At 62.0% G+C, this 16,060-nt stretch carries 11 protein-coding genes; 9 read left to right on the top strand and 2 right to left on the bottom strand.

What is annotated here, in order from left to right; genetic code table 11:
• Positions 1-17: 17 nt before the first annotated feature.
• Positions 18-1,379, bottom strand: a complete 1,362-nt coding sequence (locus BOP93_RS17875; RefSeq protein ID WP_104505316.1) for an MFS transporter — start codon at positions 1,377-1,379, stop codon at positions 18-20.
• A 326-nt stretch (positions 1,380-1,705) separates the two neighbouring features.
• On the opposite strand from BOP93_RS17875, the gene BOP93_RS17870 reads away from it, so the two are divergent.
• The 9 genes from BOP93_RS17870 to BOP93_RS17825 all read left to right on the top strand — a co-directional run bounded on the left by BOP93_RS17870 (position 1,706) and on the right by BOP93_RS17825 (position 14,131).
• The gene (locus tag BOP93_RS17870) at positions 1,706-2,416 is read left to right on the top strand and encodes a FadR/GntR family transcriptional regulator (RefSeq protein ID WP_104503819.1); all 711 of its coding nucleotides are present in this window, start codon (positions 1,706-1,708) and stop codon (positions 2,414-2,416) included.
• Positions 2,417-2,429: 13 nt separating this feature from the next.
• Positions 2,430-3,125, top strand: coding sequence for a tRNA (adenine(22)-N(1))-methyltransferase (locus BOP93_RS17865; RefSeq protein WP_104503816.1), 696 nt, complete (start codon positions 2,430-2,432; stop codon positions 3,123-3,125).
• A gap of 261 nt (positions 3,126-3,386) precedes the next feature.
• Positions 3,387-5,444, top strand: a complete 2,058-nt coding sequence (locus BOP93_RS17860; protein ID WP_104503813.1) for a methyl-accepting chemotaxis protein — start codon at positions 3,387-3,389, stop codon at positions 5,442-5,444.
• A gap of 67 nt (positions 5,445-5,511) precedes the next feature.
• Positions 5,512-6,138 (top strand): glutathione S-transferase family protein, encoded by a 627-nt coding sequence (locus tag BOP93_RS17855; protein ID WP_104503811.1) that lies wholly within the window; start codon positions 5,512-5,514, stop codon positions 6,136-6,138.
• A gap of 418 nt (positions 6,139-6,556) precedes the next feature.
• Positions 6,557-8,290, top strand: a complete 1,734-nt coding sequence (locus tag BOP93_RS17845) for an OPT family oligopeptide transporter (RefSeq protein ID WP_104503808.1) — start codon at positions 6,557-6,559, stop codon at positions 8,288-8,290.
• 159 nt (positions 8,291-8,449) lie between these two features.
• Positions 8,450-8,851, top strand: coding sequence for a hypothetical protein (locus BOP93_RS17840; protein ID WP_104503806.1), 402 nt, complete (start codon positions 8,450-8,452; stop codon positions 8,849-8,851).
• 49 nt (positions 8,852-8,900) lie between these two features.
• Positions 8,901-11,465 carry a hypothetical protein gene (locus BOP93_RS17835; protein ID WP_104503804.1) on the top strand — a complete coding sequence of 855 codons (2,565 nt, stop codon included), beginning with the start codon at positions 8,901-8,903 and terminating at the stop codon, positions 11,463-11,465.
• Positions 11,466-11,617: 152 nt separating this feature from the next.
• A complete protein-coding gene (locus BOP93_RS17830) occupies positions 11,618-13,024 on the top strand; it encodes an amino acid permease (protein ID WP_104503802.1) in 1,407 nt (468 codons plus the stop codon).
• 21 nt (positions 13,025-13,045) lie between these two features.
• Positions 13,046-14,131, top strand: coding sequence for a GlxA family transcriptional regulator (locus tag BOP93_RS17825; protein ID WP_104503799.1), 1,086 nt, complete (start codon positions 13,046-13,048; stop codon positions 14,129-14,131).
• A gap of 68 nt (positions 14,132-14,199) precedes the next feature.
• On the opposite strand, the gene BOP93_RS17820 is transcribed toward BOP93_RS17825, so the two are convergent.
• Positions 14,200-15,966, bottom strand: coding sequence for a S8/S53 family peptidase (locus BOP93_RS17820; protein ID WP_104503797.1), 1,767 nt, complete (start codon positions 15,964-15,966; stop codon positions 14,200-14,202).
• Positions 15,967-16,060 lie beyond the last annotated feature (94 nt).

The raw sequence follows: 16,060 nt of genomic DNA, 5'->3' as shown, positions 1-16,060 counted from the left end.
CAAGGTCCTTAATACGCTCAAAGAGGTTTGCTGATGGCGTTGGCGGTGGGCGCAATGCCGGGCGACATCAGCCCGGCGCAAGGTGAGGTCCTGGCGAAGAACACCAGGACGGCCGCGAGCACCGAGGTGCCGGCCAGGCCGTAAAGCCCGCCCTGGATCGAGCCGGTGGTTTGCTCCAGGAAGCCAAAGGTGGTGGGGGCGACGAAGCCGCCCAGGTTGCCGATGGAATTGATCAGCGCGATCACTGCAGCGGCGATGCGCACGTCCAGGTAGCCCTGGGGAATCGGCCAGAACAACGAAGACGCGGATTTGAAACCGATGGCCGCAAAGCAGATCGCCACGAACGCGAAGATCGGCCCGCCCGTGGTGGACATGAACATCCCGGCCGCTGCGATCAACAAGGCTGCCGCGACCCACGCCTGTTGGAACTTGAACTTGCCGGACAGCGTTGCGAAGGCGTACATGGCGATGATCGAGATCAGCCAGGGAATCGAGTTGAAGAAGCCCACTTGTATATCACTCAGGTCACCCATCTTCTTGATGATGCTCGGCAGCCAGAACGTTGCTGCATAAATCGTCAGTTGGATGAAGAAATACAACACGCAGAACAGCAGGATCTGACGGTCCTTGAGCAGTTTGCCGAGGGTCGGTTTGACCGTGGTCAGGGCTTCGCGGTCACGCTGTTCCTGATCAATGGCCGCAACCAGCGCATCCTGTTCTTCGCGGCTCAGCCACTTGGCGTCATGGGGCTTGGAGTCCAGCCAGAACCACACAAAGAAGCCCAGCGCCACCGAGGCCAGGCCTTCGATGGCGAACATCCATTGCCAGCCGTGCAAGCCGAAGCCTTCGATCTGTAACAGCGCACCCGACAGCGGGCCCGAGATCAATGACGCCACCGCAGAACCGCTGAGGAAGATCGCAATGGCCTTGCCGCGCTCAACCCCGGGCAACCAGCGCGTGAAGTAGTAGATCACCCCGGGAAAGAAGCCTGCTTCAGCCACACCCAGCAAAAAACGCAGGATGTAGAAGTGGGTTTCGTTCTGGATGAACGCCATCAGCGTGGCGACGATGCCCCAGGTGAACATGATGCGGGTCAGCCAGATGCGTGCGCCGACCTTTTGCAGCAGCATGTTGGACGGCACTTCAAACAGCGCGTAGCCGATGAAGAACAGCCCGGCGCCGAAGCCATAGGCCGCCGCGCCGATGCCCAGGTCGTGCTCCATGTGCGTGCGCACGAAGCCGATATTGACCCGGTCGATGTAGTTGAGGATGAACATGACCACGAACAGCGGGAGCACATGGCCCTTCACTTTGCTCACGGCGCGGGTGAGCACCGAGTCGGTTTCTGGTGCAGCGGATGCATGGCTGGAATGGTTCACGATGGAAAACGCCCCCTGATTTGTTTTTATGCGGGTTGTGGTTTTGTTGCCAGACATCATACAAGTTGTTTTTTGAAAATCGCAATGCGCCGCAATGAGTATTTGTTCTCATAAAGGCGCGGGTGGAATGATATTTTGGTTATTTACTCGTGCTATTAGGGGTTTTCTATCATCGGAGCACGGCTCGGTCGGCAGGATGTTTCGGGGCGGAATAGCGGTCTATCAGTTTGGTTGTCATACAAGTTGACTGTCTCTTGAATCAACTCGGCGTCGTCGGTGAACGGGATGTTAAGCTCCCACCAGCCCAACCCCGTGGACCCTTAGCGATGCCCATTGAAAACGCACCTCCCGTGCGCCGACGCTCCACCAACCTGGCCCAGGGCGTGGTCGATGCGCTGACTCAGCGCATCCTGCTCGGCCAGCTCAAGCCGGGCGAAAAACTGCCGTCCGAATCCACCATCGTGCTTGAGCATGGGGTGAGCCGCACGGTGGTACGCGAAGCCATCTCCAAGCTGCAGGCGTCGGGGCTGGTGGAGACGCGGCACGGCATCGGCACGTTCGTGCTGGAGCAACACGCTCGGCAGGGTCTGCGCCTGCACGTCGACACCGTCGCCAGCGTGCGCCACATGCTGGAACTGCGCCTGGGTCTGGAGGTGCAGGCGGTGGCGTTGGCCGCGTTGCGCCGTACCGACGCGCAACTGGCCCATATGCGCCAGGCGCTGGACGACTATCAGGCCTGCCTGGCCAACAACGACAGCTGCGTGGAAGACGACAAGCGCTTCCACCAACTGATCGCCGAAGCCACCGGCAATACGTTTTTCAGTGAAATCATGCAGCACCTGGGCGCCGCGATGATCCCCCGCACCCAGGTCAAGGCTGACGAGCGCGGCGGGGCGGATTTTGCCAGGCTGGGTCAACTGGCGAGCCTGGAGCATGAGGCGATCTTCAATGCAATCAAGCGCCAGGACTCGGATGCGGCGCGGGCGGCAATGGTGCTGCATCTGACCAATAGCCGCGATCGATTTTCCGGCGAATGAAAAGGAACCCGCGTTGAACCCACACACATTGTCCCTGCGTCTGGAGCGCGTGGCGGCGCACGTGCCGGCCGGCGCGCGCCTGGCCGATATCGGCTCGGACCATGGCTACTTGCCGGTGGCGCTGATGCGGCGTGGCGTGATTGCCGGCGCGGTGGCGGGGGAGGCTGCAACCACGCCCTTTCATGCGGCCCGGCGCACCGTGCGCGACAACGGCCTTGAAGCGCACATCAGCGTGCGCCTGGCCGATGGTCTGGCGGCCATCAAGTCGGGCGACGCCATCACGGCCGTCAGTCTGTGCGGCATGGGCGGCGAGACCATTCGTGACATTCTCGACAACGGCAAGGCGCGGTTGAATGGCCAGGAGCGCCTGGTCCTGCAACCCAATGGCGGCGAGTATCCGTTGCGCCACTGGTTGATGCACAACGGCTACCGCATCGTGGGCGAAGAGCTGCTGCACGAGAACCGCTTCTACTACGAAATCATCGTCGCCGAACCGACCGGGCCTGTGTCCTACACCGAACAACAGCTGTATTTCGGACCGCTGCAGTTGCTGGCGCGCAGTCCCGCGTTCGTGGCGAAGTGGCAGCGCTTGCTGCAGCAGAAACAAAAGACCCTGGCCAGTTTCGAGAAAGCCAGGCAGTCGGTGCCGGAAGAGAAAGTCCACGGGATCGCCCGGGAAATTCAGTGGATCACTCAACTGCTGACCTGAAGATCGTTCTTGATTGTCAGCGCTCGACCTCTCCCGCGTCGCGCCGTGTCCCCGGCGGTTACAGGCGCGCGCCCGATAATGAGTGCTTTCGCCCCATTTTCGCGCACTGATCAAAGGTTTCTTAGCGCCATCGCACGTGTCGTCACGCTTGTATCTCACGGCCCAGATCTTGCTTGAGCCAGAGTAATCAATGACATGGCATTTTGCCGGTAGTCATTCCCGGCTGTGAAGTGTGGGGTTGTTCAGGGGAGTTCGTAGGGCATGCAAAGACTTTTATCACCCGGTATCCGTCTGCTCGGGCGGTTCGGTTTCGCGCGTAAGTTCCAGGTGCTGTTCCTGCTATTCATGCTGCCGCTCGCCGGCAGCCTGTGGATGATCGGCCAGGACTACCACGACAAACTCGCGGTGATTTCCAGCGAACAGTCCGGCGTGCGCCAGCTGTTGGCGCTGGACCTGCTCGATGGGCAACTGAGCGCCCAGCGCAACCTGGCCGCCCGTTGGAAAGCCCTGGATATCCTGCATACGCCGACCCCTGCCGCCCAGGCCGCGATGGCCAAGGTGGATGCGGGCAGCCCGCTGATTCAGCAAGGCCTGCAAACCCTGGGAGACGCCCTCAAGACCCATCACGCCAGCGCCGCTACCCAGGCGCGCTTCGACACGCTGCAGGCCGCGGTCAAGGGCATGGACACCCAGGCCCTGCGCACCGTCGGCTGGTGGCCGGATGGCTACGATCGTTTCACCGCCGCCCTGACCGCGATGCAGTCGCTGCGCGAACAGATCACCCTGGACGCCGGCCTGATCCTCGATCCCTGGCTGGAAACCTACCTGCTGATGCAGATGTCCAGCCAGCACACACCGGACCTGATCGAGCGTATCGGCCGTACGGCCAGCGTCGGCCAATCCTCCATTGCCTCGGGCCAGTTCACCCTGCAAAGCCGCTTGCAGATGCGTGACCTGCGCGGCCGCATCGGCGATGCGCGGGACCAGTTGGTCAAGGCTGCCACTGCGCTGAAGGCCAAGCAATACCCCGGCCTTGAACCCTGGACCGAACAATACGACGCCAGCCTGCAACGCCTGGACAGCGAACTCAAAACCCTCGACGACGGCGTATTCGGCGGCACCATCAAGCTCGACAGCGCTGCGTTCGATCAAAGTGTCGACGCCATGCTCGCGGCATTGGGTGCGCTGCGCAGCCAGTCGCTGCACTCGCTCGATGCACGCTTGAGTTACTACCGCGAGCAATCGTTGCAGCACTTCATTCCCGTGGCGGCCACGTTCAGCCTGTTGGCGTTGGCGGCGCTGTACCTGTTCATCTGCCTGCAAGCCTCGATCCGTCGCAGCGCCAGTGGCATCACCACGCTCGCCGAGTCCCTGCGTGACGGTAACCTGCACGTCGAAGTGGCGGTGCAGGGGCGCGACGAACTCGCCGCCATCAGCACGGCGCTCAATGTGGCCGTGGTGCAACTGCGCACCAGCCTGCTTGGGGTCAATCATGAGACCGAGCAACTGGGCGCCACCGTGCTGACCCTCAGCGCGCAATCGGGCAGCACCCTCACCGACGTCGAAGACCAGCGACACCAGATCAGCCAGATTGCTGCGGCCGCCACCCAATTGGCCGCCACTTCCCTGGGCGTTGCCAAAAGCTGCGAGCAGGCGGCCGACAGCGCCCGGCACACCCGCCGTATCGCCGAAGACAGCAGCCGCGACAGCCAGCGCACCACCGCCAGTATCCAGCAACTCAACCAGCGCCTGAGCGACACCGCCAATGCCCTGGAACAGGTCAGCCAGCAGGGCCAGCAGATTCAATCGGTGGTCGACACCATTCGCGGCATTGCCGAACAGACCAACCTGCTGGCCCTCAACGCCGCCATCGAAGCCGCCCGCGCGGGTGAGCAAGGCCGAGGGTTTGCTGTGGTCGCCGATGAGGTGCGCAGCCTGTCGCAACGCACCCAGGCGTCCACTGCGCAGATCGCCGGCACGGTGGACAGCCTGCGCGCCACGGTCAGTCAGGCCGTCAGCCTGATGGGCGCCGCGTGCGAGCAGGCGCTCACCGATGCCGAATCCGTCACCGGCCTGGGCACGCGCCTGGGGGAAATTGCCGGTGCCGTGCAGCACGTCACCGACACTTTGGCGCACATCGCCGCCGCCGTGGAAGAACAGGCTGCGACGGCGGACGAAGTGAGCGGCAATATCCAGCAGGTCGACCAGGCGGCCGGGCGTCTGCTTGACGGCGCACGGGCGGTCAATCAGGCGGCCGACAGCCTGCGCCAGGGCAGCCGGGCGTTGAGCGACAACACGGCGCGGTTTCGATTGGGATGAGGCGAATTCAGGGCACTCCACTGCGGTCGTGTAGTCTTCTCCTTAATCCCAATGGAGCTGCTCCCCTATGATTACCGTCCATCACCTTAACAATTCGCGCTCCCAGCGCATCCTCTGGCTGCTGGAGGAGTTGGGCCTGCCTTACCAAATCAAGCGCTACCAGCGCGACCCGAAAACCAACCTCGCGCCACCCGAGCTCAAGGCGATTCATCCCTTGGGCAAATCGCCAGTGATCGAGGACGGGGCCCGCGTATTGATTGAGTCGGCGGCCATTATCGATTACCTGATTCGTCGTCACGGCAAGGGACGGCTGCAACCCGATCCGGCCAGCGCCACCTACGACGATTACGTGCAATGGCTGCATTTTGCCGAAGGCTCGGCCATGCTGCCGCTGATGCTCAACCTCTACGTCGGGCGCCTGGGTGAAGCCGGCGCGCCGCTGCACCCGCGCATTGAATCGGAGTTGGCCAACTACCTCGGCCACCTTAATGACGTGCTTGGGCAAACGCCGTATCTGGTGGGTGACGAACTGACGGGGGCGGACATTCAGATGAGCTTTATCGGCGAAATCGCCAAGGCCCAGGGCAAGTTGCAGGCGTATCCGAACCTTGCGGCGTGGGTGGACAGGCTTCAGCAGCGACCGGCTTATCGCAAGGCGGTGGAGCAGGGCGGCGAGTACGCGTTTGCTAAATGAATTCAGTGTGGGAGGGGGCTTGCTCCCGATGGCGCCTGTCAGCCAACGGTTATCCAGCTGATACACCTCGGTCCAAATGTGGGAGGGGGCTTGCCCCCGATGGCGTCCTCTAGGCCCCCGATGGCGTCCTCTAGGCCGCCGCAATGGGTCATCCCTTGCCCAGTGCGGCTAACCCGGCATCCTGCCGGGTTACCCACGGATTTAAGTCTGCGTTCGGCCAGCGTGGTTTAACGGGGCGCCTGAGATCAAGATCAAAAGCCAGATCAAGAGCGGCTCGCTTCGCATCGTCGTGGTTAGCGTTGGGCACTACAGCGTCGTGTAGACACCTATGACTACCGGGCAAGCCGCATCGATGAACCTTCGAGCCTTTCAGCGCTCACTTATGAGGTGGCACTGTTTTTCGTCGAAAGGAATCTGCATGCACCCCACCTCGGCAATCACTCCCGTAGAACGTGAACTCAGCCTGCGCGCGGTCATCACCGGGATCCTGCTCGGTATCCTGCTCACGCCGTCCAATGTGTACGCCGGCCTCAAGATCGGCTGGTCGTTCAACATGTCGATCATCGCGTTGCTGATCGGCTACGCGATCTGGCAGGGCCTGGCCAAACGCTCTGCTGCGCCATTGCCGTGGACGCTGCACGAAAGCAATATCAACCAGACTGTCGCCTCGGCCGCGGCGTCGATCATTTCCGGTGGGCTGGTCGCGCCCATCCCGGCCTACACCTTGCTCACGGGCAACCAGCTGGAGGCGATCCCGATGATCGCCTGGGTGTTTTCCGTGAGCTTCCTGGGGATCTGGATCGCGTGGTACCTGCGGCCCTCGTTGCTCAACGACAAGGCGTTGAAGTTTCCCGAAGGCATGGCCACCCTGGAGACCCTGCTGCATATCTACAACCACGGTCGCGAAGCGGCGACTCGCTTGAAAGTGCTGCTCGGCGCGGCGTTGCTGTCGGGGTTGGTCAAGTGGGTGGACACCTTCCTGTGGGCGTTGCCGCGTTGGTCGCCGACGGCCCAGTTGGAACGCCTGACGTTTACCACTGACCCGTCGCTGTTGCTGCTCGGTTTTGGCGGCATCATCGGCCTGCGCGTGGGCCTGACCTTGCTGCTCGGCGCCTTGCTGGCCTGGGGCGGGCTGGGGCCCTGGCTGTTGGCGCACGGGCTGGTGCACGTTGCGCCGGGCAGCAGCGGGCCGCAATTCGCCGCACTGGTGGAGTGGCTGCTGTGGCCCGGCGTGAGCTTGATGGTCTGTTCTACCCTGGCGTCCCTGGCGATTCGCTTGTGGGGATTGCACCGAACCACCCGCGCGGACGGCGGCACGCCCTGGACCCTGCCGAAACGGGGCCCGGCTGCCGGGTTTGCCCTGGCGATCATCCTGGTCGTGAGCCTGCAGGCGTTGTTGTTCGGCATCAACCCGTGGATGGCGCTGCTCACCATCCCCCTGGCCATCTGCCTGGCCGCCGTGGCCGCGCGGGTGGTGGGCGCCACCGGCATTCCGCCGATTGGCGCAATTGGGCAATTGTCCCAGCTGAGCTTCGGCATCGTCGCGCCGGGGCAGGTGCCGATCAACCTGATGAGCGCCAACACGGCCGGCGGTTCGGCCGGGCAGTGCACGGACTTGATGAATGACTTCAAGGTCGGCAAGGCGATTGGCGCCACGCCTCACAAGCAAGTGATCGCGCAGATCCTGGGGATTTTTGTCGGCAGTATCGTCGGCGTATTCGCCTATCTGGCGCTGATTCCCGACCCACAGACCATGCTCCTCACCGAACAATGGCCGGCCCCGGCCGTCGCCACCTGGAAAGCGGTGGCGCAAACCCTGACCCACGGGCTGGACTCGTTATCGCCGAGCATTCGCTGGGCCATCGCCATCGCGGGCTTGATCGGCGTGTTGCTGGGTGTGCTCGACAGCACCTTGTCTGCGCATCGCGCGCGCTACCTGCCCAGCGCCGCCGCCCTGGGATTGGCGTTTGTACTGCCGGCGTCCATTTCGCTGATGATGGCTTTGGGAGCGGTGCTGACCTGGCTGGTCAGCTGTCGTCGGCCACGTCTCACCGAACGTTTTGCAATTACCGCGGCGGCCGGTCTTATTGCCGGCGAGAGCATCACCGGCGTTGGGGCTTCGTTGTGGCAAATGATGGTGCAGGCGGGCTGATAGGCAAATCGCGCAGCTATTGCCCAATGGAACTGTTCGTGGACGGCCGCCACTCATCTCTCGCCTGTCTCACGTTCGCTGAGCAGGGCGCCAACGGATAACTCAGGGACGCCAGTTATAACTCCAGAAGCAAGGCTGCTTACGCTGAGGGGATAGGCTGTGAGTTCTGATATTGCGAAAACACTCCGCGAAACCTTGTTGGACCTTGGCGTACCCCAGGAACGCCTCGGCTCCTTTGATCGCCACTCCTCGATCGCGCTTAACTTTAAAACGATCAGCCCGATCATGCTCACTGCCGACCGTCATGGGGTGTGGATGTGGAGTGAGTTGAAAAATCTGAACAGCGCCACGCTGAATATCCATGCGGAAAAACTGCTGCTTTCCCTGCAACACGCATTGCCATCGGTGGTGACCGGCCAGCCGGTGTTGGGCAAAGGTCTGCGCGGTTACGAAGTTAAAGCGCTGCTGGACGATGCGTGCACGGGGTCGGCCAAAACACTGCAGATTGCGTTGGATGGTTTTTTCAACCTGATGACATCGCTGCACAGTATTTTCAAATAAACCGTCGCAACGACGCTCGCCACCTTATTCAAAGGTAGAGGCAACCACTATGCTGATCAATAATGATAACGGCTCCAGCGCGGCGGCCCAATTGCAGGCTAACGCTGGTAATCGGGTATTGAAGAATATCGAGTTTGTGAAGAACTTCGACTCCATAAAAAACAAACCTATTGAAGTCACTTCCAATGCCCTGCCCACAGTCACGCTCAAAGCCGACGGGCAAGAGCGCCCCGTCGGTTTTCTGTACGACGGCCCGCAGGTCGCGCAAATCAGGAACGGTGCTATTTATAACGCCGTGATTGACAGTGATATCGTTGAAAAACACTCTCAGGACCGTATCGCGCCGGGCAAGGCGTCCATCAAGGACGGCGCGCTGAGCCTGGGCTTGAACAGGTTCAGGATCGCGGGGCCGGCTGAAACCGAAACCCAGAAGATCCTTACCCGACTGCGCGGCCTTATCGATCCGGAGCAGCGTAGAGCCGAGCTGACCAAGCTGGTCGCCAACGGCTCGCCGCACGCAGCCGACGGTTCGATGAGGCTGAAAATGGTCAACGACCCGGTGCGGCGCGCGTTCGAAAGTTACTATGCCAAGCATGCCCTGCAAGATTATTTCCGTTCGCCGGACACCTATAAAACCTTTGTCGCTATCTCAAACAATCAGGTCAATTACATCAAGGACAATTATGCGTCTGCGCCGTTGTTCGAGAAATACGAGGCGGCTTGGAAGAACCAGCGTTTCGACACGAGCATCGAGGGTTTGGATCAACTCCAGGGGTTCTATACGCGTGCCGAGAAAACCCTGGAGACCTTGAATATCTCGCCCGAGGCCAGGACGGCCTTGTTTGATATCTACAAACACCGTTATTTAAGTTACGCGCTGAGGAATGAGCCGGATGTCGCGGCAAAACTCCCGGCGGGCCATTGGGACAGCGTATTTGATCCCATCAAGGCACCCGGAAAAGGCCGTATTGAACTCAACGCCCGAGAAGGTAATTTGTTCAGGCAGGCAGACAGTCATAACGTCGGTATTTTGCGAAATATCGATGCGACCCCCCGGGACTTGCGCCTGAATGAGCCTTTCAATATCAAATATGAAAGCGATTACCAGAGCCAGTTGCTGGCCGGCGCCAGCACCCGTTGCCCCGACAGGCTTGAGATGCAGGATCCCGAGCATCCGGATGCATCCAAGCCGGGTTCTTATGTGAAGACCTTGTTTGAAAAAGGCACGGGGACTTACGTTAACGGGCCGTCGGGTTCGATTGTGATCGAACAGGGGGCGGTGCGTGCCTGCAAGGATGTGCATGCCAACACCCGCCCGGACGACCTTGAAACCTATTTGGCCATTCAAGCCGCGCTGTTCATTTACGTGGATGGCGGGCATTCGATGGATGAAATTTCATATGCGCTGAGCCATCCGGCTGTACGCGACAAATTGCTCGAAGCCTTCCCGGGAAGGCCCGGCTTCGAGCACATCGGCGATAGGCTTTTCATGAATGACAGCGCCCTGGAAAACGCCGCCAGGGACGCCGCTGTCTTCAATGATGTGCTCAAGGCCAAGGACGCCGTGCATCAACACATCACCCATGGCAACCCGGCGGGCCAGGCCGCTCAGGCGACCACCAAAGCGTTGGCGCTGGCGCAGACCGTCGCAGCGAGAAACGTGCTCTACAAACCCAGCGACGTCCTGACTCAAGAGCTGGCCGGCGTCGCCAGCGTATTGCACCGGGTGGTCTCGAACCTGAGCCCCCAGCATCAGAACCTGCTCGGGGCTCATTTATTGGGGGAAGGCAGGCTGCTGGCGGGACAAACAACCGATGACTTGCTGGCTGCGTTGGCGCGCGCCGGCAGCGGTGCGGCAAGCGCCACCGATAGAGCGGTGGCCATCGCATTGATGGGCGATATCGGCGGGTTTTACACCACCCCCGGCAACGCGGACCCGGGGCTGATGACGGCGCTCAACCGGCAGCTCCAGACACAGGGACTGGAGGTGCCCGATGCCGCCGCTGTCCAACGTATGCGCGAGCACGGTGGCTCTGCGGCGGTAGGTCCGGACAAGCGCGCTGAACGAAAAGTCCGTGCGTTCGATTCACCTGCCGACATGCCTTTTCGAGCAGGCGTGCATAACAGCGGGCTGGAGGCGGATAAGGCGCTCAATGTGCCTGCATCCGAGCGTATTCCTGACAATCGCTGGGCGGTTTTCGATATCGGTAAGGCCCGCGTCAAGGAAACTACCGAGCCGCTTGTCGGGCATATGTCAGCCTCGCCGGCCGAAATTTTGCAGACCTGGGACATGCTGCGCGGGGTGAGCGCGAGCGATCAATACGTGGGCGCGCTGCCCGCTCGGGACGGTAGCGGGCTCACGCCTATGTCGGATTTGACGCCGGCCGAGCAGGAGCAGCGTTATGCGCGTGCGGCTGGGGCCGGCGCGTTTTTGGTCGGCTTGGGTTATCACAGCGCAGTCGAAGTGCTTGAGGGAACGTTGGTTTATACCGGGCAGAGCATCAGAGGCGAAGGCACACTGGACCCCTCCCAGCGTGACTCCGCGCATGTCTTCGGGCACGGAGCGGCCACCGAACTCATGAGCGAATTATTCAAGGCCGGTACCGCAACCTGAGGAGCGGTCGGTTGCAGGCGCTGGCTCGCCAGCCGCCGCAACCGATCGACAAATGTCGAGATCAGACACGACGATGGCGTACTCAGGCTACTTTGGCCCGGCGCAGCGCCCTTAAGGTGAGGGGTATTGGTCGCCCGAGAACAACAAAAACAATGAATAGCCTAAATTCCAACGATTCCAACGGTCAGTTGGCGCAAGGTTTCAAGCCGCGCCACGTCACCATGTTGTCCATCGCAGGCATCATCGGCGCGGGGTTATTTGTCGGTTCCGGCCATGCCATCGCGGCGGCGGGGCCGGCGGTGTTGCTGGCGTATCTGTTCTCCGGCCTGCTGGTGGTGCTGGTGATGCGCATGCTCGGGGAAATGGCGGTGGCGCGTCCCGACACCGGTTCCTTTTCTACTTACGCCGACCAGGCCATCGGCCGTTGGGCGGGCTTCACCATCGGCTGGTTGTATTGGTGGTTCTGGGTGTTGGTGATTCCGATCGAGGCGCTGGCTGCCGGTTATGTACTCAATCAGTGGTTTCCCCAGGTCGATGCGTGGCTGTTCGCCTTGTTGTCGATCATCCTGCTGGTGATCACCAACCTGTTCAGCGTGGCCAAATATGGTGAGTTCGAGTTCTGGTTCGCGATGGCCAAGGTGATCGCCATTATCGGGTTTATCGGCCTGGGATTCAGCGTGCTGATGGGCTGGGTGCCTGATCACCAAGCCAGTGGCTTGAGCCGGTTGATGGAGGAGCACGGTGGTTTTGCGCCTAACGGTTTGTCGGCGGTGGTCGGGGCGTTCATTACCATCATGTTCAGTTTTATCGGTACGGAGGCGGTGACCATCGCCGCGGCCGAATCGAGTAATCCGGCGCAGAACATCGCCAGGGCGACACGCTCGGTGATTTGGCGCATCGGTGTGTTTTACCTGCTGTCGATCTTCGTCGTTATCTCCGTGGTGCCCTGGAATGACCCGTTGCTGGCGTCCGTGGGTTCCTATCAGCGCGCGCTGGAATTGATGAACGTCCCCAACGCCAAATTCATGGTTGACGTGGTGGTGTTGATCGCCGTTGCCAGTTGCATGAACTCCTCGATCTACATCTCCTCGCGCATGCTGTTCTCCCTGGGTAAACGCGGTGACGCGCCTGCGGCGCTTAAACGCACCTCAGCCGCGGGCGTGCCCAGGGCGGCGGTGATTGCCAGCACCATCATCGGCGCGGGGGTGACGCTGCTGAGCTACTTCATGCCCGCCGGTCTGTTCCAGTTTCTGCTCGCCAGTTCCGGCGCCATCGCGTTGCTGGTGTACCTGGTCATCGCCATCTCGCAACTGCGCATGCGGCGGATGCTGCTCAGGCAGAACGTCGAACTGGCCTTTCGTATGTGGCTGTTTCCCTGGCTGACTTACCTGGTGATCGTGTTCATCTGCGCGGCGTTGGCCGTGATGATGGTGACGCCGGAGCACCGCACCGAAGTGTCCTCGACCATTGGCCTGGCCTTGCTGATTTCCTTGATCGGCGTGGTCACGGCGCGTCAGCACGGGCAGTCGGCCAAGGCCATTGTGGTTGAGCCCTCCTGATCATGCGTGCGGAGTACTGTGATGGAACCTGACGCGCCTGCCTGCAAGACCCTCGGCTTTTTGCTGCTGGACCAATTCACCCTGATATCGCTGTCCTGTGCGGTCGAGCCCTTGCGCATGGCCAATCAACTGGCCGGTGAGGAACTCTATCGCTGGCGCACCCTCAGCCTTAACGGTGAACCGGTGTGGGCGAGCGATGGCGTGTCGGTCACACCGGATGCGGTGGCGCATGAACAGCGCGACCTGGATGCCGTGATCGTGTGTGGCGGCGTGGGTATCCAACAGGCCGCCACACCCGCGCACATCACTTGGCTGCGCAACCAGGCACGTCTGTACTGCAACCGCCTCGGCGCGGTGTGCACCGGCAGTTGGGCGCTGGCCAGGGCGGGCTTGCTCGATGGTTTCCAGTGCAGCGTGCATTGGGAACTGATGGCCTCCATGCAGGAAGCCTTTCCCCGTGTCACGGTCAGCGCCAGCGTGTTCTGCCTCGATGGCAATCGCTTCACCAGTTCGGGCGGCACCGCCCCGTTGGACATGATGCTGCACCTGATCGGACGCGACCACGGGCATGAACTGTCGGCGGCGATTTCGCAGATGTTTGTGTACGAGCGCATCCGCAACGAGCGCGACACCCAGCGCGTGCCGCTCAAGCATCTGCTGGGCACGCAACAGCCCAAGCTGCAGGAAGTGGTGGCCTTGATGGAAGCCAACCTGGAAGAACCCATCGACCTGGATGAACTGGCCGCTTTCGTCCAGGTATCGCGGCGCCAGCTGGAGCGCATGTTCCAGCGCTACCTGTACTGCACGCCATCGCGCTACTACCTCAAGCTTCGCCTGACCCGGGCTCGCCAGTTACTCATGCAGACCCCTATATCGATGGTGGAGCTTGCGGCGATCTGCGGCTTTGTGTCCACGCCGCACTTTTCCAAGTGCTATCGGGACTTCTTCGGCGTGGCACCCAGTGACGAGCGCTCGGACATGCGTCTGCGCCTGCCGATTGCGCCGCGCCCTGTGGCCAGGCCGGGGGCGCCGGCCAAACCCAAGAACATACTGGAGCAGGCACGGGAAGAGTCGACTTTTGCCAGTGTGAAGCTTCAGCGGCGTTGAGGTGGGGGGCTGCTGCGCGATAGCCCTGGCTCAGGCGGCCAAACTATCGATTATGCCGCCGCTCGCCATTACCGCACCCGCGTGCGACTCTGCACCGCCAGGTCCAGCGCCTTTTGCATATCCAGCCGCGCCGAGCGCCCCACATCCTTGTCATTGAGCTGGTAATTGCGCTCCGACGGCAGGATCGGTGCCGTGAGGTCCTGGGCGTCGCTGCGTTCGAAGTCATGGTTATCGCCGATCGCCAGGGCGCTGCGGCGCAACAGCGTGCGCAACTGTTCCGGCTGCAACTGCGGGTTGATCGACAGCATCGCCGCCAGCAGGCCCGCGACCATCGGCGTGGCGTAGGAGGTGCCGCAATGCACGGCGCCCTCCTGGTCGGCGTCCTTTGTTGAGGCGTGTGCACAGGCGGCGGCGGTGATGTCGACGCGCATGTCCACGTTCGAGGAGCTGCGCGTGACGGCGTAGGCGGGGTCATCGACGGCGACGTGGTCGCGCTCGTTGCGCTGGTGCCCACCCACCACCAGCAACTGCTCGGTGATGAACGAGGAGGGCAGGCGGTACTCGTCGCTGCCCGAGAAGGCCGAACCGTTACCGGCGGAGTTCACCACGATCACGTCGGGGTGTTCCTTGCGCAGCCACAGGAAGAACTCTTCGAGCAGTTCTTCGTAGCCGCTCATGGCTATTCCTGAACGCACCAGCGAGTCGACGTCATGGCCGTTGACGTCCTTGGTGCCGACGCGATGAACGCCCCAGCTCCAGTTGAGCACGCGCACGCCGTCCTCCACGAGATTGACTGACGCAGCGATGTTTGCGGTAATTCCGGCATCGGAGTTGCGCTCGACAATCACATCAAAGCCGCCGCCGGCCTTGTCCAGGCCACGCAAAAAGCCGGTATTGCCGCCGTTGTTCCAGCCTGCCGCGAGGATGCCGGCGACGGTGGTGCCATGGCTGTCCGCCGAACCCGTATCGCCCGCGTAGACGCATGTGCGCCGGGGCGCGCAGGCGCCCAGGTAGTCAGCGAAATCTGCCGTGTCGAAATCCACGCCGCGCTCGATCACCCCGATGCGCACCGGTTGCGGCACGATGGGCGTGTGCTGGCCGGGGATGCGTCGCTGGTAATAGGCCACCGCATCGAGAAAGCGGTTCGCGGCCCATTCATCGGAGTCGGGCGCCGGCTTCTTCGGCGCCTCACGGCGAGGGGCGGCTTGCTCGGCTGCTTCGGCGGCGGACTCTTCGATGACCACCGCATCGACGCCTGTCTCGCTGCCCAGGCGCAGCACCAGGGCGTCGCGCTGGATCAGGTCGGTGGCGGGCAGGCGCAGTTGAAAAACGTTCAGCGGCGCGATACTGCCCACCACCGTCGCCCCGTATTTGCGCGCCAGGCGCTCGGCTTCCTGGCGGCCATTCTGGTCTTCTTCGATCAGTACGCTGACCAGATCGACATAGGTGGTCAGGCCGTCCATGTTTTTCGCCACTTCGCTGGGCCCGGCGGCCACTACCTGGCTGTTGCGCAGGCTCAGCCAGGCGGCGTTGCTGGCGCGCGGGCCGTCTTCGAGCCACAGCGGGCCGCTCTGGTAGCGGCGGCTATCGAGCCGCAGGCGCAGGTGGTCGCCGTCGCGCTGCACAGCATCTTGCGGCAGCACCGTGCCGCCCAGTTTCAATTGCGCGGTGGTATCGCCCATGCCGCGCACGCGCAGGCACCAGTCCTGCTGTTGGTTTTCCAGCAGGTCACCGCAGCGTTTCAGTTGCTCCAGGCGCAGCGGTTCCTGGGAGGCGAGCGCCGTACCGGCGGCCAGGCTCAACAGCATCGCGAAAGCAGCAGGGGTCAGGGGCATCAGTGGGTTCCTTGCCGGGGCTTGATAGTGCGACTGCGCCAGCCGCCCCTTCGTTCAGCGCAACGGCGTTGAACTCCCTCTCGAAAGACTCACT

The organism is Pseudomonas orientalis, from assembly GCF_002934065.1.
GTDB lineage: Bacteria > Pseudomonadota > Gammaproteobacteria > Pseudomonadales > Pseudomonadaceae > Aquipseudomonas > Aquipseudomonas orientalis_A.
The sequence above is the reverse complement of the archived record's forward strand: the minus strand, read 5'-3'. Positions and strand labels throughout refer to the sequence as shown.